Source organism: Streptomyces sp. NPDC007872 (assembly GCF_042868165.1).
Classification (GTDB): Bacteria; Actinomycetota; Actinomycetes; order Streptomycetales; family Streptomycetaceae; genus Streptomyces.
Map to the genome: position 1 here is coordinate 600,441 of NZ_JBIAEA010000005.1, position 22,107 is coordinate 622,547.

Here is a 22,107-nt window from a genome sequence, read left to right on the forward strand (position 1 = left end):
GGGAAACGCCATGAGTTCCGCAGGTATCGACAAGGTCCGGGACTGGATCCTCGGCCGTCACCCCGAGCGCACCGAGCTCGCCTCCGACGTCGACCTCATCGAGAGCCGGCTCGTCGACTCGCTCGCCTTCGTCGAGCTCGTCTACACGATCGAGGACGCCGCGGGCGTCGAGATCGACTTCGACAACATCGACATCGACGACTTCCAGACCCTCGCCAGCATCGAGAAGGCCTTCTTCGCCTGATCCCGCTCCGCCCGATCCCGAGGAGGGGTCTTCATCATGGATGCAGTCTCGTACACCGCCCAGTGGATGGCCGCGGCCCGCGCCGAGGAGTCCGAGCGCGAGGACGCGCTGTTCGTCGACCCGTTCGCCCGCGACCTGGCCGCCCCCCGCGGCTTCGAGCTGATCGAGCGCTACGCCGGCGGCGGCCTGCTGCCCTTCATCACCATCCGCACCCGCTTCCTGGACGACGCGATCAAGGACGTCCTCGCCGAGAGCGGGATCCAGCAGGTCGTGCTGATCGCGGCCGGCATGGACACCCGCGCCTTCCGGCTCGACTGGCCGGACGGCATCGAGCTCTACGAGGTCGACCACGCCCTCCTGATCGCCGAGAAGCGCCGCCGGCTCGACGCCCTCGGGGCCGAGCCGCGCGTCGACCGGCGCGAGGTCTCCGCCGACCTCACCCAGGAGTGGCTGCCCGCCCTGGAGGCCGCGGGCTTCGACCGCGACCGCCCGACCCTGTGGGTCGCCGAGGCGCTGACCTTCTTCCTCACCGAGGAGCAGGCCGCCGGGCTGCTGCGGCTGCTCGCCTCCGCCTCGGCCCCCGGCAGCCACCTGGCCTTCGACATCCTCGGCCGCGCCCTGCTGCGCAGCCCGTTCTCGAAGCGCTTCCTGGACACCCTCGCCGCCGACGGCACGCCGTGGATCTTCGGCACCGACGAGCCCGAGGAGTTCCTCACCGCGAACGGCTGGAAGACCACCGACCTGCGCGAGCCGGGCCAGCCCGGCGCCGGCGAGGGCCGCTGGCCGTACGACGTCCAGCCGAGGGACCGCCGCGGCGCCAACCGGCTCTGGCTGATCCGCGCCGAGGTCGTGAAGTCCTGATGGCCGACACGACCACCGACCGCCGGATCACCCTGGAGCGGATCGAGTCGTACCTGCCCGAGCGCAGCGTACGGATCGAGGAGCTGGGCGAACGGCTCGGACTGCACCGGGCGCAGCTCGGCGTGTTCCGCAAGTTCTACGGCCTGGACCGGCTCCGGTACGACCCCGAGCTCCCGCTCCTCGACCTGCTGCGGCCCGCCGCGCGCGGCGCCCTGGCCGCCCTCCCGGAGGGCGGCCGGGTGGACTACCTGGCGTACGCCCACGTCACCCAGGCGGTCGCCCCCGCCGACGTGGACGTGGCGCGCCTGGTCGGCGACGACCTCGGGCTCGCCGACACCGAGGCGTTCGGCCTCAGCCACCAGGCCTGCGTCAGCAGCCTCGGCGCCATCGAGGTCCTCGGCGAACTGCTCCGCGCCGAGGGCGGCGAGGGCGCGTACGCCCTGATGGTCACCGGCGAACAGGCGTACTCGCCGGTCGTCCAGCACGTCCCCAACACCTCGATCATGGCCGACGCCGCCGCCTCCTGCCTGATCACCCTGGACGGCGAGGGGGACGTGGTCCGCTCCTTCGCCACCCGGACCCTGGGCGAGTACGCCCAGTGGCTGGAGCTGACCCCCGAGCAGAACACCGAGTTCGGGGAGCAGTACGGCGGCCGGATCGCCGAGGTCATCCACCAGGCGCTGGAGGAGGCCGGGCTGACCCTCGACGACGTCGACCTGGTCATCCCGCACAACGTCAACAAGCTGGCCTGGCGGCAGACGATCAAGGAGCTGGGGGTGGAGCCGGAGAAGGTCTTCCTGGACAACGTCCCCCGCTACAGCCACACCTTCGCCTCCGACGTCTTCGTCAACTACACCACCCTGCGCGACGAGGGCCGCCTGGTGGACGGCGCCCACTACCTCCTCGTCTCCGTCGGCCTGGGCGCCACCTTCGGCGCCATGGTCATCACCCACCGGGCGGGGGGCGGTTCCCGATGAACCGTCAGGAGCTGATCCTCACCATCGAGAAGGCGCTCGGCGAGGTCCTGGAGCGGCCGGTCACCGGCCTCACGGAGGAGACCGCGCTCTTCGACGAGCTCCAGCTCACCTCCCTCGCCGTCCTGGGACTCCTCATGACCGTCGAGGAGGCGACCGGGATCTCGGTCGACCCGGAGGCGCTCGACATCGACCACCTGCGGACCGTGGGCTCCTTCGCCGACTACGTCGAGGCCGCGCTCCGCGCAGAGGAGGGGACGCCATGAGCGGACTCGCCGTCCGGGCCGCCGCCGCGGTCCGCGCGCCCGAGGCCCGGGAACCGGACGACCGGGCGGCCGCGCTCGGCTACTTCCACGACCTGCTCGCCCCCTTCGGGGAGAAGCCGGACGAGGAGCTGTTCGACGGCGGCCGGCACGTCCGGCACCGCGACCTCGCGGACCTGCTCGTCGCCGACGAGGGCGTCGGCGCCAGCAGGCCCGAGCTCCTGATCGTCACCCACGCCCTCCCGGACGTGGTGCCGTTCACCGCCGTCGCGCCGTACCTCACCGACCGCCTCGGCGGCCGGGCGGCCAACTTCGCGATCGCCCAGCAGGGCCTGGCCGCGCCCTTCACCGCCCTGCGGATCGCCTCGGCGTACGCGAAGGCGGGACGGGCGGCGGAGGTCGTGATCGCGGTCCTCGAACAGACCACCCTGCCGACGCCCTTCCCGCTGGTCCGGGAGACGCCGCTGGTCGACTCGGCCGCGGCGCTCGTCCTCGGCACCTCCACCGGGCAGGGGGACGGCCCCCGGTTCGTCCGCGCCCACGCGGCCGGTTCGGCGGCGGACGCCCTCGGCCGGGAGCTCGGGGAGGACGGCACGCTCCTCGTCCTCGGCCCCTGGGTGACCGGGGACCTCCCCGACCACGGCGGTCCGGTGCACCGGGTGGCCCCGGGCGGCTACTGCACCAGCCTCTGGCTGGACCTCGCCGACCACTGGGGGGAGTGGGGGCGCGAGCACCGGCGGATCGTGCTGTGCGACACGGACCCGCGCTCGGGCCGTACGCACGTGGCGCTCTTCGCCGGCGACGGGGGCTGACCCCGTCGGCCGCCCGGAAGGCCGTCGCGCTCCCGCCCCCGACGGAAGCGCGACGGTCCGCCCGCGGCCACCCCCTCCGTACCGGAAACGCGAGGGCCCCCGCGGCCGCCTTCCACGGCTCTCGCGGAAGGCTCCGGACCGGCCCTCGCGGAAGGCTCCGAACCGGCTCTTGCAGAAGGCTCCGACAGACACCCGACGCGGCACCCGAAGGGAAGGCTGGAACACCATGACCACGGCTGAGGAGCGGACCATCAGGCTGGACTCCGCGCGGGCCGGGAGAGGCCCGGCGACCTGGGGCCAGCGGGCCATCTGGGGCGTCGTCACCCGGCTCGGCGACGACGCCCCCCGGTACAACCTGCCCGTCCACCTCCCCGTCTCCCCGCCCCGCCCGGTGGACCGCGTGCTCGCGGACCTGACCGAGCTGCTCCTGCTCCACGACAGCCTGCACACCCGCTTCCTGCCGGACGGCGAGGACGGTCTCGAACAGGTCGTGGACGGCAGCGGCGAACTCCCGGTGGAGGTCCGCACGGGCCCGGCGGAGCGCTCCGCCGAGGACGGCGCCGCCTTCCTCGGCGAGCTGGCCGGACGCCCCTTCGACCACACCCGGGAGTGGCCCCTCAGGGTCGGCCTGATCGAGTCCGGCGGCCTGGTCCACCGGCTCGTCCTGACCGGCGCGCACACCGGCATGGACTACTGGGGCCTCGGCCGGCTCCTGCGCGACCTGGAGTCCGTCCAGGCGGGCGAGACCGCCGCGTCGCTGCGCGCGTCGCGCCCCGCCCTCCAGCCCCTTGAGGCCGCCGAGGTCCAGGCCTCCCCGCTCGGCCGCCGCCGCGACGAGGCGGCCCGCCGCTACTGGGTCGAGCAGCTCACCGCGGGCCCCCGGCGGATCGTCCGGGAACCGGCGGCGCCGGAGCTCGCGGACGATCCGGACCGCGGGTTCCCCAACGCGCTGCTGCGCTCGCCCGCCCTCGCCGTCGCCGTCGGGCGGGTCGCGGCGGAGCTGGAGGTGAGCGACGCCGCCGTCCTCCTGGGGGCGGCCTCCCACCAGCTCGCCCGGATGTCCGGGAGCGGCGACGTGCTCTTCCAGGTCGTGGTGGGCAACCGCTTCCAGCCGTCCGCCGCCGCCTCCGTCAGCACGGTGGCGCAGGAGGCCCTCTTCCGCCTCACGGACGCGGACCGGGACTTCGAGGACGCGGTGCGCCGGACCCGGTCCGTCGCGTTCAGCGCCTTCCGCCACGCCGCGTACGACAAGTGGGCGCTCGACCGCGAGGTGGCGCTCCTCGTCGAGAAGGGGGAGGCGGCCGACCACTCGTACTGGTGGAACGACACCCGCGACCCCGGCGTAGGGCCCTTCGACGGCGTCGAGAGGCCGAAGGCCCCGCTGAGCGAGCTGATCGGACGGACCGAGCTGAGCTGGCCGACGGAGTTCCCGGCCCGCAGGAACGTCTCGGCGGCGGTGGACGTGCTGACCGCCCCGGGCGCCCTGGACCTCGCCATGACCGCCGACCCGGCGGTCCTCGACCGCGCGGGCATGGAGCGCTTCCTGCGCGGGGTCGAGCGGCTGGTCGTCGCTGAGGCGATCGCGCTGGGGGACTGATGACGCCGCTGACGGAGAAGAGGTACGCGGGGATCGCCTGGACCGAGGCGGGCTACCGGGTCGAGGTCCTGGACGGCACCGGCCGCCGGGTGGCGGAGCCGCGCGACTGGGGCGCCGCCCGGGTCGCCGAACTCATCGCCTGGCTGCGGGAGTTCGACGGCGGGCCGGCCCCGGCCGTGGTCCTGGACAGCACCAACGGCCTGCTCGACGGCCCCATGACCGCCGCCGGCCTGGAGGTCTACCGGGCGGACCCCTGGCTCCTTCCGCCCCGGCCGGGCTTCGGCTCCGTCCCGGCCGGACAGCTCGCGGAACGGGCCCTGGCCGCGCCGGGCGAACTGGCCCGGGTGACCGCCGAGGGCGGCACCCTGACCGGCCGCGCCGAGGAGTACTTCGACGGCGTACGGCGCGGGGAACCGGCGCAGAAGGCCCTGACGGCGGCCGGGCGCTGCTTCGAGCACGGCCGCCGGGACGTCCCGAAGGTGGCGCTCACCTTCGACGACGGCCCCGACCCGGTCTTCACCCGGCAGGTCCTGGAGATCCTGGACCGCTACGGGGCCCGGGCGACCTTCTTCTGCGTCGGCCACCACGTCGCCGCGCTGCCCGACGAGGTGCGCCGGATCGTGGCGGGCGGCCACGGCCTCGGCAACCACTCCTGGTCGCACCCCTTCCTGTTCGACCTGACGCCGGGGCAACTGCGCGAGCAGATCGACCGGACGACGGAGGAGCTGGACCGGGTGGCCGGCGCGGCCCCGGCCTGGTTCCGGCCGCCGTACGGGGCGCTGAGCCCCGAGGTGCTCGCCGCCCTGGCCGAGCACCCGGCCACCCTGACGATGTGGGACGTGGATGCCCGCGACTGGTCGCGGCCGGGGCCCGAGCAGATCGCCAAGACCGTCCTGGAGGGGGTCGGCCCCGGCTCGGTGGTCCTGATGCACGAGGGCGCCGGGGACCGCAGCCAGACCGTGGCGGCCCTCCCGGCGATCGTCGAGGGCCTGCTCGCGCGCGGCCTGGAGCCGGTCGCCCTGGACGAACTCGCCCCGCCGCCCCGCACGGGCCCCGAAGGCGCCTGAACCACCCCGCGCACCCCGACCGACGACCGGAGGACTGAAGGGTCATGGAAGAACGCTTGGCAGAGCCCGCCCGGACGGCGGCGCCCCCGCCGACGAAGGACGACGGGCCGCCCCCGGGCGGGCCGGGGAGGCCGGAGACACCGGAGACGCCGCCGCCCGGAGAACCGGGGAAGCCCGGTGCACGGGCCTCGGGGCCCTCCCCGGACGAACCGGCGATCTGGTCCCGCAACTTCCGGTACTACTTCACCGCCCGCAGCGCCGGCCTGCTGAGCTGGGCCATGCTGCCGGTCGCGGTCGCGGCCGGTCTGCTCAGCGGCGGGTACGGCCTGGACACGGCCGGGTACTCGATGGCCTTCCTGGTCGCCCCGTTCGCCGGCCTGGTGCTGTTCGGCGGGGTGCTCGCCGACCGGTTCACCGCCCGCCGGATGATGATCATCGCGGACCTGGCCAACCTCACCGCCCACGTCCTGCTGGCCCTCCTCTTCCTCCACGGCATCGACCACCTCTGGCAGTTGTACGCGCTGCTCGTCGTCGCCGGCACCGCCAACGCCCTGTTCCAGCCGGGCGCCTCCTCGACCGTCCCCCTGGTCTCCCGCGACGTCCAGGGCGCCAACGGCGTGCTGCGCACCTCCGAGGCGATCACCGGCCTCGGCGGCCCGGCGCTCGCCGGCGCCCTGGTGGGCTTCGGGTCCACCGGCTGGGTCATGGTGATCTCCGCCGTCGCCTACGGCACCAGCGCGATCTGCCTGTTCGCCCTCCGGCTCGGCGTGGTGCCCGCCCCGCCGGCCGGCGAGAGCCTGTGGCGCAACCTGGCGGTCGGCTGGCAGGAGTTCCGCTCCCGGAGCTGGCTCTGGGGCGTCATCCTGATCTGGATGTTCTACGCGGTGCTGTCCTGGGGGCCGCAGCTCTCGGTGGCCGCCGGCGTCATCGTGCCCGAGCACGGCGCGAGCGCCTTCGGCCTGATCAACGCCGCGCTCGGCGCCGGCACCGTGGCCGGCGGGCTCCTCGCGATCCGCTACAAGCCCCAGCGGCCGCTCGCCGCCGGGGCCGTGGCGATGATGGCGTACCCGCTCTACCCGCTCGGCATCGTGCTCGGCTGGCCGGTCTGGCTGCTCATCGCCGCCCAGGTCCTGGTCGGCGCCGGCATCGGCGTCTGGGGCGTCATGTGGGCCACCAGCGTGCAGACGCAGGTGCCGGGCGAGGTCCTCAACCGCGTCCACGCCTACGAGGTCGCCGGGTCCGTCGGCATGTACCCGATCGGCAGCGCGCTGGCCGGGCCCGCCGTCGGCGCGTTCGGCACCGACACGGTCCTCGTGGTCGGCGTGGTGGTCTCCTTCCTCACCGCCACCGCCCTCCTGGCGACCCGCCCGATCCGCACCCTGCGCCGTGTCCCGGACCGCGCCTGACGGAACCGGCGCGCCCGCTTCCGGCCGGGACCGCGCGCCCGCTTCCGGCCGGACCCGTACGCCCGCGCCGGACCGGGCCCGTACACCGGTCCCGGTGCGCGCCCCGGCTCCCGTGCCCGACGGGGTCCGCACGCCCCTGCCCGGCCGCCGGATCCGCACGCCCGTCGACGGCGTGCACCACCTGGCCGCCCGGAGCGAGGAGGTGCTCGGCGCGCTGCCCGTCGCCGCCGCGGACCGGGCGGCCGCGGCGGGGCTGCCGCCGTGGCGGGCCGTGGAGCACCTCGCCTCGCGGACCCTGCTGCGGTTCCTGCTGCGGGAGGCCGGCGAGGACGCCGGGGACGGGCCGGTCGCCGCGCTTCCGGGCGGCCGCCCGTACCTGCCCGGCCGGCCCGGCCCGGGGGTGAGCCTCTCGCACTCCGCGGACTGGGTCGCCGCGGCCGTCGGCCGGGGCCGGGACGTCGGCGTCGACGTCCAGGTCCCGGCCCCCGTCGGCGACCGCCTGCTGCGGCTCTGCTGCCTCCCCGGGGACGCCGACGCCCTGGCCGCCCTGCCCGAGGACGCGCGCAGGCTCGGCTTCGCCCGGGTCTTCGCCGTCCAGGAGGCCTGCGTGAAGGCCCTGGGCGAGGGCCTCTCCGGCCGCCCCTGGACCGTGCCGGTCCCCCTCGACCCCCGCACGGGCGCCTGGCACCGCGTCCACTGGTCCGCGCCCCACGGCGACCCCCACGACGGCCGCGACGCGGTGCCGGTCGCCTGCGCCTGGACCGAGCCGGTGTCCCGGCGGGCGGGCGCCGGTGGCGGTGAGGGCGCCCGACCCCGTACAAACACCCGTACGAGCACCTGAAGGTGACCGGCGGGACGAGGGAGAAGCGTGAGCACTGCGGAGTTGGACGTCACCGAGCGGACCCGGCTGCGGAGGATGCGGGAGCAGGGGAGCCACGGGCGGGCCGATCTGGACGCGGTGCTGGCCGCCGGGTTCCTGTGCCACCTCGGGGTCGTCGTCGACGGGACGCCGATGGTGGTGCCCACCGCGTACGGGGTGGAGGGGGACCGGCTCTACCTCCACGGGTCGGTCGCCAGCCGCAGCCTCGTCCGCGCGCCCGACGCCACCGTCTGCGTGACGGTCACCCACGTCGACGGGCTCGTCCTCGCGCGGTCCGTCTTCGAGCACGGGGTGAACTACCGGTGCGCGATGGTCTACGGGGTCCCCCGGCTCGTGACCGACCCCGAGGAGAAGCTGCGGGGCCTGCGGGTGCTGACCGAGCAGAGCGCGCCGGGGCAGTGGGAGTACGCGCGGAAGCCCAGCCGCAAGGAGCTGGCCGCGACCGCCCTCCTCGTGCTCGACCTGACCGAGGCCTCGGTGAAGACGCGGAGCGGGCCGCCGGACGACGGGGACTCCGAGGACGCGGCGCTCGGGCTGTGGGCGGGGGTCCTGCCGGTGGTGACCGCCTTCGGGCAACCCGTCACCGATCCCGCCCTGCCCGAGGGCTTCGCGCCGCCCGCCCACGTCGCCTCCCGCGCGGGGCGCGCCGCGGGGCAGTAGGCGGAGGGGGCCGGGTCCGTACGCGTGCGCGCGAAGTCCGGGTCCGTACGCGTGCGCGCGGAAGGGGCGGCGGGGCCGTCGTGCCCCGCCGCCGGATTCCGCTCCCGCGCGCGCGTGCGGTCAGTCGCCGTGGCCGGTGCCCCCGCTGCCGAAGCCTCCGCTGGAGATGCCGCCCCACTTGCGCTTCTCCTCGTCCGGCGGCTGGGGCGAGGTCTCCGTGCCGGAGTGGTTGAGCTGGTACGGCATGAGCCGGTGTTCGCCGTCGGTGTGCGGCATCTCGGCCCCTTGGCGGTACTCGCTCGCCTCGCCGGGCAGGGAGCCGTCGTCCGGCCGGTGCGGATGCTCCTCGGTCTTCGGCGGGGCCGACTCGCGGTTCCGGACGCGGATGCCGAACGCGAACGCGCCGATGAGGACGGCGACGACGATGAGGCCGCCGAGAACCTGCGCCAGACCGGACTGCCAGACTCCAGCCGCCAGGTTCTCTGTTGCGCTGAGAGTGTTCATGTCTACGGATTACCCGATTCCGCTTCTTTGGATGCGCCGCGCGGGAATCTCTTCGGATTTATCTGAAACATCTGCCCGCTCCCGTCGCGTCAATGAGGTGTACGGCGACCCCACGGCATGACCGCACGACACGACCGCACGCCGTGACCGAGATGCCGCGACCGAGACGAGGAGGGGCATGAGAAAGTCCCGGGCGAACGAGTTCCTGGAGTTCGCCTCCGCGCGCACGGGGCCCCTGTTCCGCTCGGCTTGCCTGCTGACCAGCGGCGACACCCATCTGGCCGAGGACCTCACCCAGGAGACGCTGGGCCGGATGTACGCCCTGTGGGGCCGCGTGGCACGGATCGGGAACCCCGCCGCGTACGCCCAGACGGTGCTCGTCCGCACCTTCCTCAGCCACCGGCGGCGCCGCTCGGCCACCGAGCGCCCGCTCGGCGAGCTGCCCGACCGCGTCGCCGAGGCCGGCGGGGACCCGGCGCTCCGGATCGCCCTCCTCGACGCCCTTGCCGGGCTCGCGCCCAAGGACCGGGCGGTCGTGGTGCTCCGCTACTGGGAGGACCGCAGCGTCGAGGAGACCGCCGAGGCCCTGCACGTCAGCTCCGCGGCGGTCCGCACCCGGTCCGTACGGGCCCTCGCCAAGCTGCGGGAGCGGCTCGGCGGCGACCTCGCCGAACTCGCCGTCCGCTGACCGGACCCCGCCCCCGTTCCCCACCCCTTCCGCCCCGAACCCGAGACGGTGATCCCGCATGCCCCGAAACGAAGACCCGCAGCACGACGGCCCCCACGACGAAGGCGACGACGGCTTCGAGGAGGAGCTCGGCGCCGTCCTGCGCCGCACCGGCGGCGCCTTCGCCGCCGACGACCGGCGCGGGCTCGTCGAGGGCGGCCTCCGGCGCGGCCGGCGCCGCCTGGTGCGCCGGAGGCTCGCGGTGGCCGGCAGCGCCCTCGCGCTCGCCGCCCTGGGCGTCGGCGGGGTGTACGGAGGCCTGCTCTTCGGCCCCACCGGAGCGGCGGACACCGCGTCCGTGGCGACGGCGCCGAAGCCGACCTCCACCACCGGGCCGCCGGCCGACATCGCGCACCTCCCCGTCAAGGAGCTCGCGGCCGTCCTCAAGGCCCACACCCCCGCCGGGCGGTGGAGGATCGACGACGAGGACGGGGTGGGCCAGAGCGTGCTCGGCGTGTACGACGACGGACACGGCAAGGCCGCCGTCTCCGTCTCCCTCGCCCGCGCCCACGGCGCCGGCGAGGCGGGTGAGGGCATGGTCACCTGCCCCGACAAGGCCCACGCCCCCGACGTCGAGTGCACCACCGAGAAGCTCCCCGGCGTCGGCCGGCTGATGCTCCTCCAGGGGTACGAGTACCCCGACCGGCGCGAGGAGACCAAGAACTGGCGGGCGACCCTGCTCACCCGGACCGGCTTCCTCGTCGACGTGAACGAGTACAACGCACCCGCCGAGAAGGGCGCCCCGGTCAGCCGGGAGAACCCGCCCTTCACCCCCGCCCAGCTCAAGGCCCTCGTCACGGCCGACGCCTGGAGATCACTGCTCGCGAAGCTGCCCGAGCCGCCGCGGCCGACCGCGCCCCCGAGCACGCCGGACGAGCCCTCCGCCGACGCCCTCCAGGCCACCCTGCGCTCCCTCCTCCCCCGGGAGGCGAAGGTGAAGGACAAGGGCGGGCAGAGCGGTTACGGGTACGTCGTCGTCGACGACGGCAGGGGCCGGAGCCTCGTCGAGATCAACGTCCAGACCGGCATGGCCGACGTCGCCGCCCACCTGCACGGCATCGGGGCCACCACCCTGCCCGACGGCCGCCTGGTCGGCGTCACCCAGGAGGCCGCCGAGAAGGGCGGCGAAGGCGTCGTCGCGCGGACCGTCGACACCCTCACGCCCGACGGCTTCCGGGTCGTGATCACCACCCTCAACTCCGACGGTTACCGGGCCCCCGCCACGCGCGCCGAACCCGCGCTGACCGTCGAGCAGTTGAAGACGATCGCGCTGAGCCCGAAGTGGTGGAAGACGATCAAGTAGGACCGTGGGGGAGGCGTACGGGGGCGAACCCGGCCCCCGTACGCCCTACTTCGCGTCCGAGTACCGCTCCACCGTCGCCGTCGTGAACGGGAACCGCACCGGCGTCTCCCCGAACGTGATCCTCCCCGCCTCGTCCCCGGCCGCCCGGATCGCCTCCGTGACGGCCTCCGCCTCCTGCGCCGGGCAGTGCACGATCACCTCGTCGTGCTGGAAGAAGACCAGCTCCGCCCGCATCCCGGCGAGGGAGCGCCGTAGCGCCGCCAGCATGAGGAGCGCCCAGTCGGCGGCGCTGCCCTGGACGACGAAGTTGCGGGTGAAGCGGCCCCGCGCCCGTGTGTTCCCCGAGGCGTACCCGGGCGTGAACTCGCCCTCCTCCGCGACCGGTTCCTCCCCGCCCTCCTGGGGCAGGCCCGCCTCCTCGGCGTCGCCCGCGCCGGCCGCGCGCGGGCTGGTCCGGCCGAGCCAGGTGCGCACGAGCCGGCCCTCCTCGCCCGCCCTCGCCGCGTCGTCGACGTACGCCACGGCGAGCGGGAAGCGGCGGCGCAGCGCCGCCAGGTTCTTCAGGCCGTCGCCGCTGGTCTGCCCGTAGACCGCCCCCAGGAGCGCGAGCTTGGCGTGCTCGCGGTCGCCGGAGAAGGCGCGGGCCGAGAGCCGGGTGTACAGGTCGTCGGGGTGGCCGGCGACCTCCATCAGACCGGGGTCGCGGGAGATCGCGGCGAGGACGCGCGGCTCCATCTGGTCGGCGTCGGCCACGACGAGCCGCCAGCCCTCGTCGGCGACCACGGCCCGCCGGATCACCTTCGGGATCTGGAGGGCCCCGCCGCCGTTGGTCGTCCAGCGCCCGCTGACTGTCCCCCCGGGCAGGTACTCCGGCCGGAACCGGCCGTCCCGCACCCAGTCGGCCAGCCAGGACCAGCCGTGCGCCGTCCAGATCCGGTACAGCTTCTTGTACGCGATCAGCGGCTCCACCGCCGGGTGGTCGACCTGCGCCAGCTCCCAGCGGCGCGTGGACCGCAGCCTGACGCCGGCCTGCGCGAAGGCCTTCACCACGTCGGCGGGCAGGTCGGGCCGGACGCGGCGGCCGAGGGCGGCCGACACCTCGTCCGCGAGCTCGGCCAGGCGGCGCGGCTCGCCCCCGCCCGCGTACCGCTCGCCGAGCAGTTCGTTCAGGAGCTCCCGGTGCACGTCGGCCCGCCACGGCAACCCGGCCCGGTGCATCTCGGCGGCCACCAGCATCCCCGCCGACTCGGCGGCCGTGAGCAGCCGCATCCTGCCCGGGTGCTCGGCCAGGCCGTGGCGGCGCAATTGCTCCGCGTAGACCGCGAGGAGCCCCTCGAAGGGCACGGAGGCCGCCCGGCGCGGCTCGAAGAGCGAGTCCTGCGGGCCGGGCCCGGCGGTGCGGGGCGGCGGGTCGGGCGGCACCGGCGCGTTCCGCAGGCGCGCCCAGGCGGCGGCCGCCGAGCGGGGCTCGCCGAGCCGCCCCTCGTGCCCGAGGAGCAGTTGCTCGGCGCCCTCCACGTCGTAGCACCGCTCGACCCGCACCCCGGCGGCGAGCAGCCTCGGGTACACCCCGGCCGTCGACCGCCACACCCACCGGGCCACCTCCGGCCGGCCCCGCACGGCCGCCACGAGGTCCGGCTCGCGCCGCACCGGCCCGGCGGGCGCCCCGTCCGGGCCGAGGGGCGCGAGCAGGGCCCCGTCCCCCTCCTCCTCGGCGGCCAGCGCCCACCTCTCGTTCATGGGGGCGAGTCTGGCAGCCGCCACTGACAGACCCGGTTCTCCTACGCTGTGGCGCGGACACCGGAATCGAACGTGGAGGGGGAGGACGATGTACGCGAGGTCCCTGGGGGACGACGGGGCGGAGCTGTGCCCGCTCGAACCGTGGCAGGCGGACGAGTTCCTGGCGCACATGGACCGGGGGCGGGAGTTCATCGGCGCGCGCAACGCGCTCCCGGACGTCGTCACCGACCTGGAGTCCAGCCGGGCCTTCCTCCGGACGTACGCGGAGAGGACGGCGGCCGACACGGGCCGCATCCACGGCATCCGGCTCGACGGGACCCTGGTCGGCGCCGTGATCCTCCGGACGCTCGACACCGCGCACGGCACGGCGGAGGCGGGCTGCTGGCTGGAGCCGGCCGCGACGGGCCGGGGCCTGGTGACCCGGGCGGCGCGGGCGCTGGTCGACTGGGCGATCGAGACGCGCGGGATCCACCGGGTGGAGTGGGTCGTCTCCTCCGACAACGCGCCGAGCATCGCCGTGGCCCGCCGCCTGGGCATGACCCGGGACGCGGTCCTGCGCGAGAGCCACCCCCACCGGGGCCGCCGCCACGACGAGGAGGTCTGGTCGGTCCTGGCGCCGGAATGGCGGGCGGCGAAGGCGGCGGGAACGGCCGGCTGAAGGACGAGGGGACCGGGGCGGCGACCCGGCTCCGACCCCGGTCGCCGCCCCGTCGTCCCACCATGACCGGTCGCCGGACGGCCCGCCACGCGAGGAGGACCGGGGCCGGGGGCGCCCGGCGGGGGCTGAGACCATGGGGAGGGGAACGGGCACCGGGACGGAACGGGACGCGAGGACGGCGTGGGCACCACCATCGACAAGGCCTTCGAGGCGCTGTACGCGAGCGACGACGGGTCGCTCGACACGGCGGCCTCGCTGCTCGCCGCCGACCGGGGCGCCGACACGGAACTGGCGCGGCGCGGCGAGGAGTTCGTCCGGACGCTGTGGGGGCGCGGCTGGCAGCCCGCGGACCTGGTCCGCACGGCCCGCCGGGACCTGGCGGAGGAGCACGTACGGCTCCTCGCGGGCCTGATCAGGACGGAGACGGCGGGGTACGGGCGGCTGCCGCACCGCTGGGCGGCGCAGGTGGCCGAGCTGCCCGAGGGGCCCGGCCGCCCGGCGGACCGCTTCTCGTACGCGACCGCCGTCCTGGAGCTGTACCGGCTGCTCGTCCGGCTGCCGCGCCTGGACGCGGTCGGGCCCGCGCCGGGGGAGGCGCTGCCGCCGCCGGTCGCGGGGGAGCCCCGGATGCTGGGCCGGATCAGGGCGCTGCTCGCGAAGGCGGAGGCGACCGGGTACCCCGAGGAGGCGGAGGCGCTGACGGCCAAGGCGCAGGAGCTGATGGCCCGGCACAGCCTCGACGAGGCGTCCCTCGCGGCGGGGGCGCCGTCCCCGGAGGCGCCCGGGGCGCTCCGGATCGGGGTGGAACCGCCGTACGAGCAGGCGAAGGCGATCCTGCTGGACGCGGTGGCGACGGCGAACCACTGCCGGGCGGTGTGGAACGAGGCGCACGGCTTCTCGACGGTGGTCGGCTTCGAGTCGGACCTGGACCCGGTGGAGCTCCTGTACACCTCGCTGCTCGTGCAGGGGACGGCGGCGATGACGCGGGCGGAGGCGGAGCAGCGGGCGGGCGGCCGCAAGCGCACGAAGTCCTTCCGGCAGTCCTTCCTGCTCGCGTACGCGAACCGGCTGGGCGCCCGGCTCTCGGCCACCTCCCGCCGGGTGGCCGCCGAGGCCCCCACCCTCCTGCCGGCCCTCGCCTCCCGCGAGGCGGCGGTCACCACCCGCACGGACGAACTCTTCCCCGAGACCCGCACCACCCGCGTCCGCGCCGCCTGGGACGAGGCGGGCTGGACCCACGGCGCGACGGCCGCCGACCGAGCGACCCTCCACCCGCAACGCCACCGGGTGGAGGGCGGCGCGTAGGCCTGCGGCCCCGCCGCCGGACCACCCGCGCGGGACCCCGAACCCCTCCGCCTCCGAACCCCTCCGCCTCCGAACCCTTCCGTCTCCGAACCCTTCCGGCACCGGGCACCCGCCCGGCCGGGGCGCCCACCCCGCACGGCTCCCGGCCCGGCCACTCCGGGGCCCGGTCTCCGACGAGGCCCGGTCTCCGACGAGGCCAGGGCACCCGCCCGGCGCGGGCACCCACCCGGCCCTGTCGGGCCCCGGCCCGGCTCCGGCCCCGGCCTGGCCCCGGTCCGGCCTTCTTCCCGGGCTCCGTCCCGGTGGGCCCCGGCCCTTGCCCGGCCCCGGCCCTTGCCCGGCCCCGGCCCTTGCCCGGCCCCGGCCCTTGCCCGGCCCCGGCCTTGCCCGGCCCCGGCCCTTGCCCGGCCCCGGCCTTGCCCGGTCCCGGCCATGTCGGGCCCCGGCCCTGTCGGGTCCCGGCCCCGGTCCGGCCTTCTTCCCGGCCCTCGCCCCGGCGGGCCCAGGGACTACGCCCCCGCCGGCACCCCCACCCGCCCCCGGCAGGGTTTCGGGAAGGGGCGGGGTGGGGGACCCAATGGTCGTTTCGTGACGAATCGTACGGATACGCTTCCCGCATGAGCTGGCTTCGGGCCTTGAAGGGGACCGCCCGCTCCGGGCTCACCGTCGAGCGGCGGCGGCTGGAGCCGGCGGGGGCGGCGCGGGGCGCGCTGGGGCTCGCGCTCGTCGTCGGGTTCTCGCTCGCCCTCTTCGGCCCCGCCGTCGCCGTCTCCTCCGCCTTCGGCGCCTTCCAGGCCGCCATCGCCACCTTCCAGCGCTCCTGGCGCCCCCGCCCCACCCTCGCCCTCGCCTCCGGCGCCAGCCTCGCCGCGTCGACCTTCGTCGGCTACCTCGTCGGCGCCCACGACGGGTTCTTCCTCGCCCTGCTGCTCCTCTGGACCTTCCTGGCGGGGCTCGCCTGGGCCGCCGGCCCCACCGCCGGCCTCATCGCCTCCTCCAACGTGGCGATGATGCTGGTCACGGTCACCCTCCCCACCTCCGTCGCCACCGCCGCCGGCCACGCCGCCGTGATCTTCGCGGGCGGCGTCGTCCAGGCCGCCCTGGCCGCCCTCCTCCCGGCCCGCCGCTGGGGCGCCCAGCGCGACGCCCTCGCGGACGCGCTCGCCGCCGAGGCCGACTACGCCCGCCGCCTGCGCCACGACCCGGTCGCCCCCTTCGACCCCGCCCCGCTCATGACCGCCCGCAACGCCGCCGCCGTCACCCCCCGCCAGGCCCGCCGCCGCCCGGCCGAACTGCACGGCTCCCGGGGCCTCGCCGAACGCATCCGCCCCGTCCTCGCCTCGCTCGCCGACCCGGCCGTCGGCGTCCCGGGGGAGGGCCCGCAGCGGGACCGGGTCCGCGAGCTCCTCGACGCGGCCGCCGCCGTCCTCGACGCCGCCGCGCACGCCATCCGCCACGGCGACCCGGTCGCCCTGCCCGCCCCCGCCCTCGCCGCCCTCCGCACCCCCGGCACCGGCTCCGTCCTCACCGGCCCGCCCCGCCGCGCCGCCGTCCGCCTCACCGCCCTCCTCGGCGACGTCCTGGAGACCGCCGAGCCGCACACGGAGACGTCGGTCCGCACGGGCGTCGCCCGCTCCCGCCCCACCCTCCTCCGGCTCGCCCCCCTCGTCCTCGCCCAGGTCCGCGCCGAGCTGCGCCACGAGTCCCCGGTCCTGCGCCACGCGATCCGCGTCTCGGTGGTCACCGCCGCCGGCTACCTCCTCGGCACCGTCCTCCCCTTCGGCCACGGCTACTGGGCCCCGATGGCCTCGGTCATGGTGATGCGCCCGGACTTCTCGCAGACGTACGCCCGCTCGGTGGCCCGCTTCGGCGGCACCCTGGTCGGCGTCGGCCTCGCGACGGCGGTCGTCCGCTCGGCGCACCCGGGCGCGTACCTCTCCGCCGCACTCGCGGTGCTGTGCGCCTTCGGGATGTACCTGCTGATGCGGACGGGGTACGCGGCGAGCCAGGTCTGCGTCTCCGCGTACGTCGTCTTCCTGCTCGGCACGGCCGGCGAGGGAGTGGACCAGACCGTACGGGAGAGGGTGCTGCTCACCCTCCTCGGCGGGCTCCTCGCGATGCTGGCGTACGCCGTCTACCCGGCCTGGGAGACGCCCCGGCTGCGCGGCCTGCTCGCGGACTGGCTGGAGGCCGTCGGACGGTACGCGGCCGTCGCCGCCGCCGGGTACGCCGACCCGGCGGGCCCGGCCGACCCCGTCGTCCGCGACGCGCTCCTGAGGACCCGCGCCGCCCGGGTCGCCTGGCAGGAGGCCCTGGAGCGCGCGGCGCACGAGCCGGTGCGCCACCGGGGCCTCTCGCACGCGGCGGTGGAGCAGGCCGAGCACGCGCTCGGGGAGTTCGGCCGGGTGGCGATGCTCATGGAGGCCCACCTGCCCGACCGGGGTGCCGCGCCCCTCCCGTACGCCGCCGTCCTCGCCGAATCCCTGCGCCGCTCGACCGGGCGGGGCGCGAAGCAGGTCCGGGAGCGCGAGGAGCCGACCTGGGACGACCTGCGGGAGACGGTCGACGCCTGGTCCGACGAACCACCGGACCACTTCCTGCTCCACAAGGGCGCCGTCCTGCTCCTGGAGAGCCTGGACGAACTGGCCACGGCCCTCTCGGAGACCACCCCGAGCCGCTGATTCCGAAGGGATTCCGGCGCCGTGTCACCCGACGCCGGGGCGTACGGAGTTGAGAAGGGTGAGGGTCGCGGACGGTCGCGGCCCCGGGATCCCGGGAGCACTCGGATGAAGAAGCACCTGCCGGCCACCGCCGCCGTGGCCGTGGCGGCCGTCGCGGCCTCCCTGGCACTCGCGGCGCCGTCCGCCGTGGGAGCGGCCCCCGCGCCCGCCACCGCGACCACGACCACGGTCGCCGTCCCCGCCAGGACCGTCACCGCCCCCGCCCCCGCCCGGATCCGTACAGTCCATCCCGGCGAGCGCGTGGACGCCGGACGGGGCTACACCGTCTGGCTGACGAGGGAGGGGAAGCACTGGAACGGCCCGGAGGAGTACGAGAACTTCCGCAGCGTCGTCGACGGCAACATCGACCGCTCCGAGCCCGGCGTCAGCCACCAGAGCGAGGGGACCGCCGAGGGCGTCTTCCACTCGGGCCTCTACTACGGCACCACCAGGGCCGGACGCGTCGAACTGACCGGCTCCGGGGGCCGCAGGACCGTCGCCACCCTCCTCGCGCTGCCCGGCCGCCCCGACTGGGGCGTCTGGTACGCCCACACCCCGGCGCCCACCGGGAAGGAGGGCCTCGCCGTCGCGCTGTACGACCGCCGGGGCGCGCTCCTCGCCGACCTGCCGGCCGGGCCCTTCTGAGCCGCCGGCCCACGACGCGCGGCGGGGCCCGGCACGGGGCGGGCCCCGCCGCGCCCCCCTTTCCGTCCCCACCGATCGCGAGGTCCGACACCGTGCCGCACGAGTCCGCCACCGGAGACGACGACCCCGCCGCCGGAGACGACGGGTTCACCGGGTTCGCCGTCGCCGCCTGGCCCCGCCTGGTCCGCACGGCCCAGCTCCTGACCGGGGACTTCCACGAGGCCGAGGACCTGGTGCAGACGACGCTCGCCAAGGTGTACGGGCGGTGGCGGCGGGTCCCCCGGGACGAGGTCGACCTCTACGTCCGCCGCGCGCTGATCAACAACAACCTCAGCCGGATCCGCCGGAAGCGGGTCGCCCACCTGCTGACGCCGGCCCTGCCGGACTCCCTCCGCCACACCTCCGGGGGCCACGCCGAAACGGTCGAACAGCGCACCGCCCTCTTCGCCGCCCTCGCGGACCTCACGCCCCGCCAGCGCGCCGTGGTGGTGCTCCGGTACTGGGAGGACCTGACGGAGACGGAGACGGCGCGCGTCCTCGACTGCTCGGTCGGCACGGTCAAGTCCCACGCCCGGCGCGGCCTGACGGCCCTGCGCACCCACCCCCGCCTCGCCCCCGCACCCGGTACCGGTAACGCACCTGATACCGGTACCGATGCCGCACCCGGTACCGATGCCGCACCCGGTACCGATACCGGCCGGGCTCCCGCCTCCGCCCCGCCGTCCCCCGCCCCCTCCGGAGCCCGCCGATGACCCCCGAGCCCTCTCCCGACCCCGGCCCTGAGCCCGACCCCGCTCCCTCCCCCTCCCCCTCCCCCTCCCCCTCCCCCTCCCCCTCGCCCCCCTCCGACCAGGAGCACCTCCGCCACCTCCTCGCCCAGGCCGTCCGTGACGTCGTCCCCGGCCCCGTCCCCCTGGCGGCCGTCCGGCGCGCGGGTCTGGCGCGGCGGCGGCGCCGGGCGGCGGGCCTGTCGGCGCTCTCGGTGCTGGGCGCCGCCGCGGCCGTGGCGGCGGTCGTGGTCCTGACCCCCGTGCGCCCGTCCCCGCCCGGCCCCGCCCCCGCCGCCGCGCAGCCGAGCACCGCCCGGACCCCGTCCCGTACCCCGCCCCCGAGCCCGCCCCGCGCCCCGGACCCGTCACCGGTCCGGGTGGTGGCCCCCGGCGAGCGCGTCGACGCCGGGCAGGGGTACACGGTGTGGCTGACGGAGGAGGGCAAGCACTGGAACGGCCCGGAGGAGTACGAGAACTTCCGCAGCGCCGTCGACGGCAACGTCGACGCCTCCGCGCCCGGCGTCAGCCACCAGAGCGAAGGGGGCCCGGCGGGCGCCTTCCACTCGGGGCTCTACTACGGGACCCGTACGGCGGGCCGGGTCGAGCTGACCGCCCCCGGGGGCCGCACGGTCCTCGCGACCCTCCTCGAACTGCCCGGCCGGCCCGGCTGGGGGGTCTGGTACGCGCACACCGGACCGGGCGTCGGGGAGACCGCCGTGACGCTGTACGACCGGGCGGGGAAGCGGCTCGCCGACCTCCCCGGCTGAGGGGCCGGAAAAGCGCATACCGGCAGGTGGCACGCTCTGTCGCGTATCCGCTACAGCACCCCGCGTGCACGTGCATCTGCTCACGCAGCCGCATATGAACACGGCTATGATCCGAGCAAGTTGACACCTGCACCAAGCAACTCGGGAGCTACCAGTGCATCCTGCGCATCACGCGTACAACGGCATGGCGGCCACCGAGCTGCGCGGTGTCGTGTGGCAGAAGAGCAGGCACAGCAACTCCCAGGGTTCGTGCGTGGAGTTCGCAAAACTTCCGGGGGGAAACGTTGCCGTCCGCAATTCCCGTCATCCCGACGGGCCCGCGCTCGTCTACACGCCCGCCGAGATAGAGGCGCTCCTGCTCGGCGTGAAGGACGGGGAGTTCGACCACCTGGTGTGAGCGCGCAGGACGTACGGGGAAGGGCCCGGCGGTCACCGCCGGGCCCTTCCCCCTGCCTACGTCTCGGCTACTCCGGTCCGATCCGGAACAGCGCCCACACCACCTTGCCGCGGAGCGTCCCCGCCAGTGGGTGCCAGCCCCAACTGTCGCTGAACGAGTCCACCAGGAACAGGCCGCGCCCCGACTCGGCGGAGAAGTCCTCCTCGCCGCCGCGCGCCTCCGGGCTCTCCACGCTGGGGTCGCGCACGGCGCACACCAGGCGCGAGGCCCAGCGCATCAGGTGCAGGCGGACCGGCGGGCCCTGGACGTCGTCCTGACACGCGTCCGAGGGCACCGCGTGGCGCAGCGCGTTGGTGACGAGCTCGGAGACCACCAGGGCCACGTCGTCGAAGCGCTCCGACAGCTCCCAGCGGTCGAGCGTCGCACTGGTGAACTTCCGCGCCCCGCCCACGGCTTCGTACCGCGCGGGGAGCGCACAGGAGGCGGAGGTGGAGACGGCGCCGGGATCGAGCGGCGGAAGGCCCTGCCGTAACGGCTCGAGCACGGTCGATCCATTCGTCCCCATGCGAGGCACTCCCGGGAATCGCGACTGTGGTGCGACAACACGAACGAGTACGCGGCTGCGCGGGCCCCATGGTTCCGAATGCGACCCCCGGATGCAAGGGCAGATGCACGTGCACGCGCCGGGCCTGTCCTTTCCTGTGCCTAATCTGTGCATAAGTCGTCCGCGCCGGGTCCACTCCCGGAAGGGAACTTCCCCGGATCTGCACGCACTGTGCCCGTGGATGCCCGGAACTCGCCGCCTTTCCGTAATCGAATGTGTACGCGCTGAAGCGTTTGGTGGCAGAATCCGGGGCTCGACGGGGATGCGACGGGGGATTCGACGGGGGTCGACACCGTAAAGGGGAGGCTGGGGCCGTGACCGCAGGCGAATCGGGCGGAGCGAACGGAAGCGTGGTGCGGCGCATCCTGCTGGGCTCCCAGCTCAGGCGGTTGCGCGAGTCGCGCGGCATCACCCGGGAGGCGGCCGGTTACTCGATCCGCGCGTCCGAATCCAAGATCAGCCGCATGGAGTTGGGACGCGTGAGCTTCAAGGCCAGGGACGTCGAGGACCTGCTCACGCTCTACGGGGTCGGGGACGAGGCCGAGCGCGGCGCCCTCCTCGGCCTCGCCCGCGAGGCCAACGTCGCGGGCTGGTGGCACAGCTTCGGCGACGTCCTGCCGGGCTGGTTCCAGACGTACATCGGGCTCGAAGGCGCCGCCTCCCACATCCGCGTCTACGAAGTGCAGTTCGTCCACGGCCTGTTGCAGACCGAGGAGTACGCCCAGGCCGTCGTCACGCGCGGCATGCCCGACGCCCCGCGCGCCGAGATCGACCGCCGGGTCGCCCTGCGGCTCGAACGCCAGAAGGTCCTGGTCTCCGAGCGCGCCCCGCAGGTGCACGCCGTCCTCGACGAGGCCGCGCTGCGCCGCCCGTACGGCGACCGGGCCGTCATGCGCGGCCAGTTGAAGCACCTCATCGAGGTCTCCGAGCATCCCGGCGTCACGCTCCAGGTCATGCCGTTCAGCTTCGGCGGCCACGCCGGCGAGAGCGGCGCCTTCACGATGCTGAGCTTCCCCGAGTCCGACCTCTCCGACGTCGTCTACCTGGAACAGCTCACCAGCGCCCTCTACCTCGACAAGCGCGAGGAGGTCGCCCAGTACCGGCGGGTGATGGAGAAGCTCCAGCAGGACGGGCCCGATCCGGCCGAAAGCCGGGACATCCTCCGGGGTCTCCTCCAACTCTCCTGACGCATCAGTACGATGA

The 22,107-nt window shown here is 75.4% G+C and carries 23 protein-coding genes; 20 read left to right on the plus strand and 3 right to left on the minus strand.

The annotated features are described in order from the left end of the window. The first annotated feature begins 10 nt into the window (after positions 1-10). From ACFYNX_RS21365 to ACFYNX_RS21410, 10 genes are all read left to right on the plus strand, one after another. The gene (locus ACFYNX_RS21365) at positions 11-244 is read left to right on the plus strand and encodes a phosphopantetheine-binding protein (protein ID WP_125667508.1); all 234 of its coding nucleotides are present in this window, start codon (positions 11-13) and stop codon (positions 242-244) included. 36 nt (positions 245-280) lie between these two features. Continuing rightward, entirely contained in the window at positions 281-1,105 is an 825-nt protein-coding gene (locus tag ACFYNX_RS21370) for a class I SAM-dependent methyltransferase (RefSeq protein ID WP_388663274.1), read from the plus strand. After that, entirely contained in the window at positions 1,105-2,082 is a 978-nt protein-coding gene (locus ACFYNX_RS21375) for a ketoacyl-ACP synthase III family protein (RefSeq protein ID WP_365539211.1), read from the plus strand. The genes ACFYNX_RS21370 and ACFYNX_RS21375 overlap by 1 nt, the downstream gene beginning before the upstream one ends. After that, on the plus strand, positions 2,079-2,345 hold the full coding sequence (locus ACFYNX_RS21380; RefSeq protein ID WP_365539209.1) for an acyl carrier protein: 267 nt from the start codon (positions 2,079-2,081) through the stop codon (positions 2,343-2,345). The genes ACFYNX_RS21375 and ACFYNX_RS21380 overlap by 4 nt, the downstream gene beginning before the upstream one ends. Next, the gene (locus ACFYNX_RS21385; RefSeq protein WP_365539206.1) at positions 2,342-3,154 is read left to right on the plus strand and encodes a hypothetical protein; all 813 of its coding nucleotides are present in this window, start codon (positions 2,342-2,344) and stop codon (positions 3,152-3,154) included. The genes ACFYNX_RS21380 and ACFYNX_RS21385 overlap by 4 nt, the downstream gene beginning before the upstream one ends. A 226-nt stretch (positions 3,155-3,380) precedes the next feature. Continuing rightward, entirely contained in the window at positions 3,381-4,751 is a 1,371-nt protein-coding gene (locus ACFYNX_RS21390) for a condensation domain-containing protein (RefSeq protein ID WP_365539203.1), read from the plus strand. Continuing rightward, the gene (locus tag ACFYNX_RS21395) at positions 4,751-5,818 is read left to right on the plus strand and encodes a polysaccharide deacetylase family protein (protein WP_365539201.1); all 1,068 of its coding nucleotides are present in this window, start codon (positions 4,751-4,753) and stop codon (positions 5,816-5,818) included. Before ACFYNX_RS21390 ends, ACFYNX_RS21395 begins: the two co-directional genes overlap by 1 nt. A 44-nt stretch (positions 5,819-5,862) precedes the next feature. Continuing rightward, positions 5,863-7,224: an MFS transporter gene (locus ACFYNX_RS21400; RefSeq protein ID WP_365539198.1), complete on the plus strand. Its 1,362-nt coding sequence runs from the start codon at positions 5,863-5,865 to the stop codon at positions 7,222-7,224. 94 nt (positions 7,225-7,318) lie between these two features. Next, on the plus strand, positions 7,319-8,065 hold the full coding sequence (locus ACFYNX_RS21405) for a 4'-phosphopantetheinyl transferase family protein (RefSeq protein ID WP_388663278.1): 747 nt from the start codon (positions 7,319-7,321) through the stop codon (positions 8,063-8,065). A gap of 75 nt (positions 8,066-8,140) precedes the next feature. Then, on the plus strand, positions 8,141-8,764 hold the full coding sequence (locus ACFYNX_RS21410) for a pyridoxamine 5'-phosphate oxidase family protein (protein ID WP_388663433.1): 624 nt from the start codon (positions 8,141-8,143) through the stop codon (positions 8,762-8,764). A gap of 120 nt (positions 8,765-8,884) precedes the next feature. Here the strand turns inward: ACFYNX_RS21410 and ACFYNX_RS21415 are convergent, their stop codons facing one another. Next, on the minus strand, positions 8,885-9,268 hold the full coding sequence (locus ACFYNX_RS21415; protein WP_388663280.1) for a DUF6479 family protein: 384 nt from the start codon (positions 9,266-9,268) through the stop codon (positions 8,885-8,887). Between the two features lie 178 nt (positions 9,269-9,446). Between ACFYNX_RS21415 and ACFYNX_RS21420 the strand changes: the two genes are divergently transcribed. Together ACFYNX_RS21420 and ACFYNX_RS21425 are read left to right on the plus strand one after the other, a co-directional pair. Then, positions 9,447-9,956 (plus strand): SigE family RNA polymerase sigma factor, encoded by a 510-nt coding sequence (locus tag ACFYNX_RS21420; protein WP_365539189.1) that lies wholly within the window; start codon positions 9,447-9,449, stop codon positions 9,954-9,956. Between the two features lie 58 nt (positions 9,957-10,014). After that, entirely contained in the window at positions 10,015-11,298 is a 1,284-nt protein-coding gene (locus ACFYNX_RS21425; protein WP_388663282.1) for a hypothetical protein, read from the plus strand. A gap of 45 nt (positions 11,299-11,343) precedes the next feature. Here ACFYNX_RS21425 and ACFYNX_RS21430 read toward each other — a convergent pair whose 3' ends face one another. Beyond that, positions 11,344-13,038 (minus strand): bifunctional 3'-5' exonuclease/DNA polymerase, encoded by a 1,695-nt coding sequence (locus ACFYNX_RS21430; RefSeq protein ID WP_388663284.1) that lies wholly within the window; start codon positions 13,036-13,038, stop codon positions 11,344-11,346. Positions 13,039-13,126: 88 nt separating this feature from the next. On the opposite strand from ACFYNX_RS21430, the gene ACFYNX_RS21435 reads away from it, so the two are divergent. From ACFYNX_RS21435 to ACFYNX_RS21465, 7 genes are all read left to right on the plus strand, one after another. Next, complete coding sequence (locus ACFYNX_RS21435) at positions 13,127-13,696, plus strand: GNAT family protein (RefSeq protein ID WP_365539182.1); 570 nt, start codon at positions 13,127-13,129, stop codon at positions 13,694-13,696. Positions 13,697-13,876: 180 nt separating this feature from the next. Further along, positions 13,877-15,001 (plus strand): DUF2786 domain-containing protein, encoded by a 1,125-nt coding sequence (locus ACFYNX_RS21440; protein WP_388663286.1) that lies wholly within the window; start codon positions 13,877-13,879, stop codon positions 14,999-15,001. A gap of 617 nt (positions 15,002-15,618) precedes the next feature. After that, positions 15,619-17,682 carry an FUSC family protein gene (locus tag ACFYNX_RS21445; RefSeq protein WP_365539177.1) on the plus strand — a complete coding sequence of 688 codons (2,064 nt, stop codon included), beginning with the start codon at positions 15,619-15,621 and terminating at the stop codon, positions 17,680-17,682. Positions 17,683-17,787: 105 nt separating this feature from the next. After that, a complete protein-coding gene (locus ACFYNX_RS21450) occupies positions 17,788-18,366 on the plus strand; it encodes a hypothetical protein (protein ID WP_388663288.1) in 579 nt (192 codons plus the stop codon). Positions 18,367-18,458: 92 nt separating this feature from the next. Then, on the plus strand, positions 18,459-19,118 hold the full coding sequence (locus ACFYNX_RS21455) for a SigE family RNA polymerase sigma factor (protein WP_388663290.1): 660 nt from the start codon (positions 18,459-18,461) through the stop codon (positions 19,116-19,118). Then, entirely contained in the window at positions 19,115-19,903 is a 789-nt protein-coding gene (locus ACFYNX_RS21460; RefSeq protein ID WP_388663292.1) for a hypothetical protein, read from the plus strand. Before ACFYNX_RS21455 ends, ACFYNX_RS21460 begins: the two co-directional genes overlap by 4 nt. A gap of 184 nt (positions 19,904-20,087) precedes the next feature. Beyond that, on the plus strand, positions 20,088-20,300 hold the full coding sequence (locus tag ACFYNX_RS21465; protein ID WP_030219358.1) for a DUF397 domain-containing protein: 213 nt from the start codon (positions 20,088-20,090) through the stop codon (positions 20,298-20,300). Between the two features lie 67 nt (positions 20,301-20,367). Here ACFYNX_RS21465 and ACFYNX_RS21470 read toward each other — a convergent pair whose 3' ends face one another. Next, complete coding sequence (locus tag ACFYNX_RS21470; RefSeq protein ID WP_365539170.1) at positions 20,368-20,865, minus strand: ATP-binding protein; 498 nt, start codon at positions 20,863-20,865, stop codon at positions 20,368-20,370. A gap of 353 nt (positions 20,866-21,218) precedes the next feature. On the opposite strand from ACFYNX_RS21470, the gene ACFYNX_RS21475 reads away from it, so the two are divergent. Then, entirely contained in the window at positions 21,219-22,091 is an 873-nt protein-coding gene (locus ACFYNX_RS21475) for a helix-turn-helix transcriptional regulator (RefSeq protein ID WP_365539168.1), read from the plus strand. Positions 22,092-22,107 lie beyond the last annotated feature (16 nt).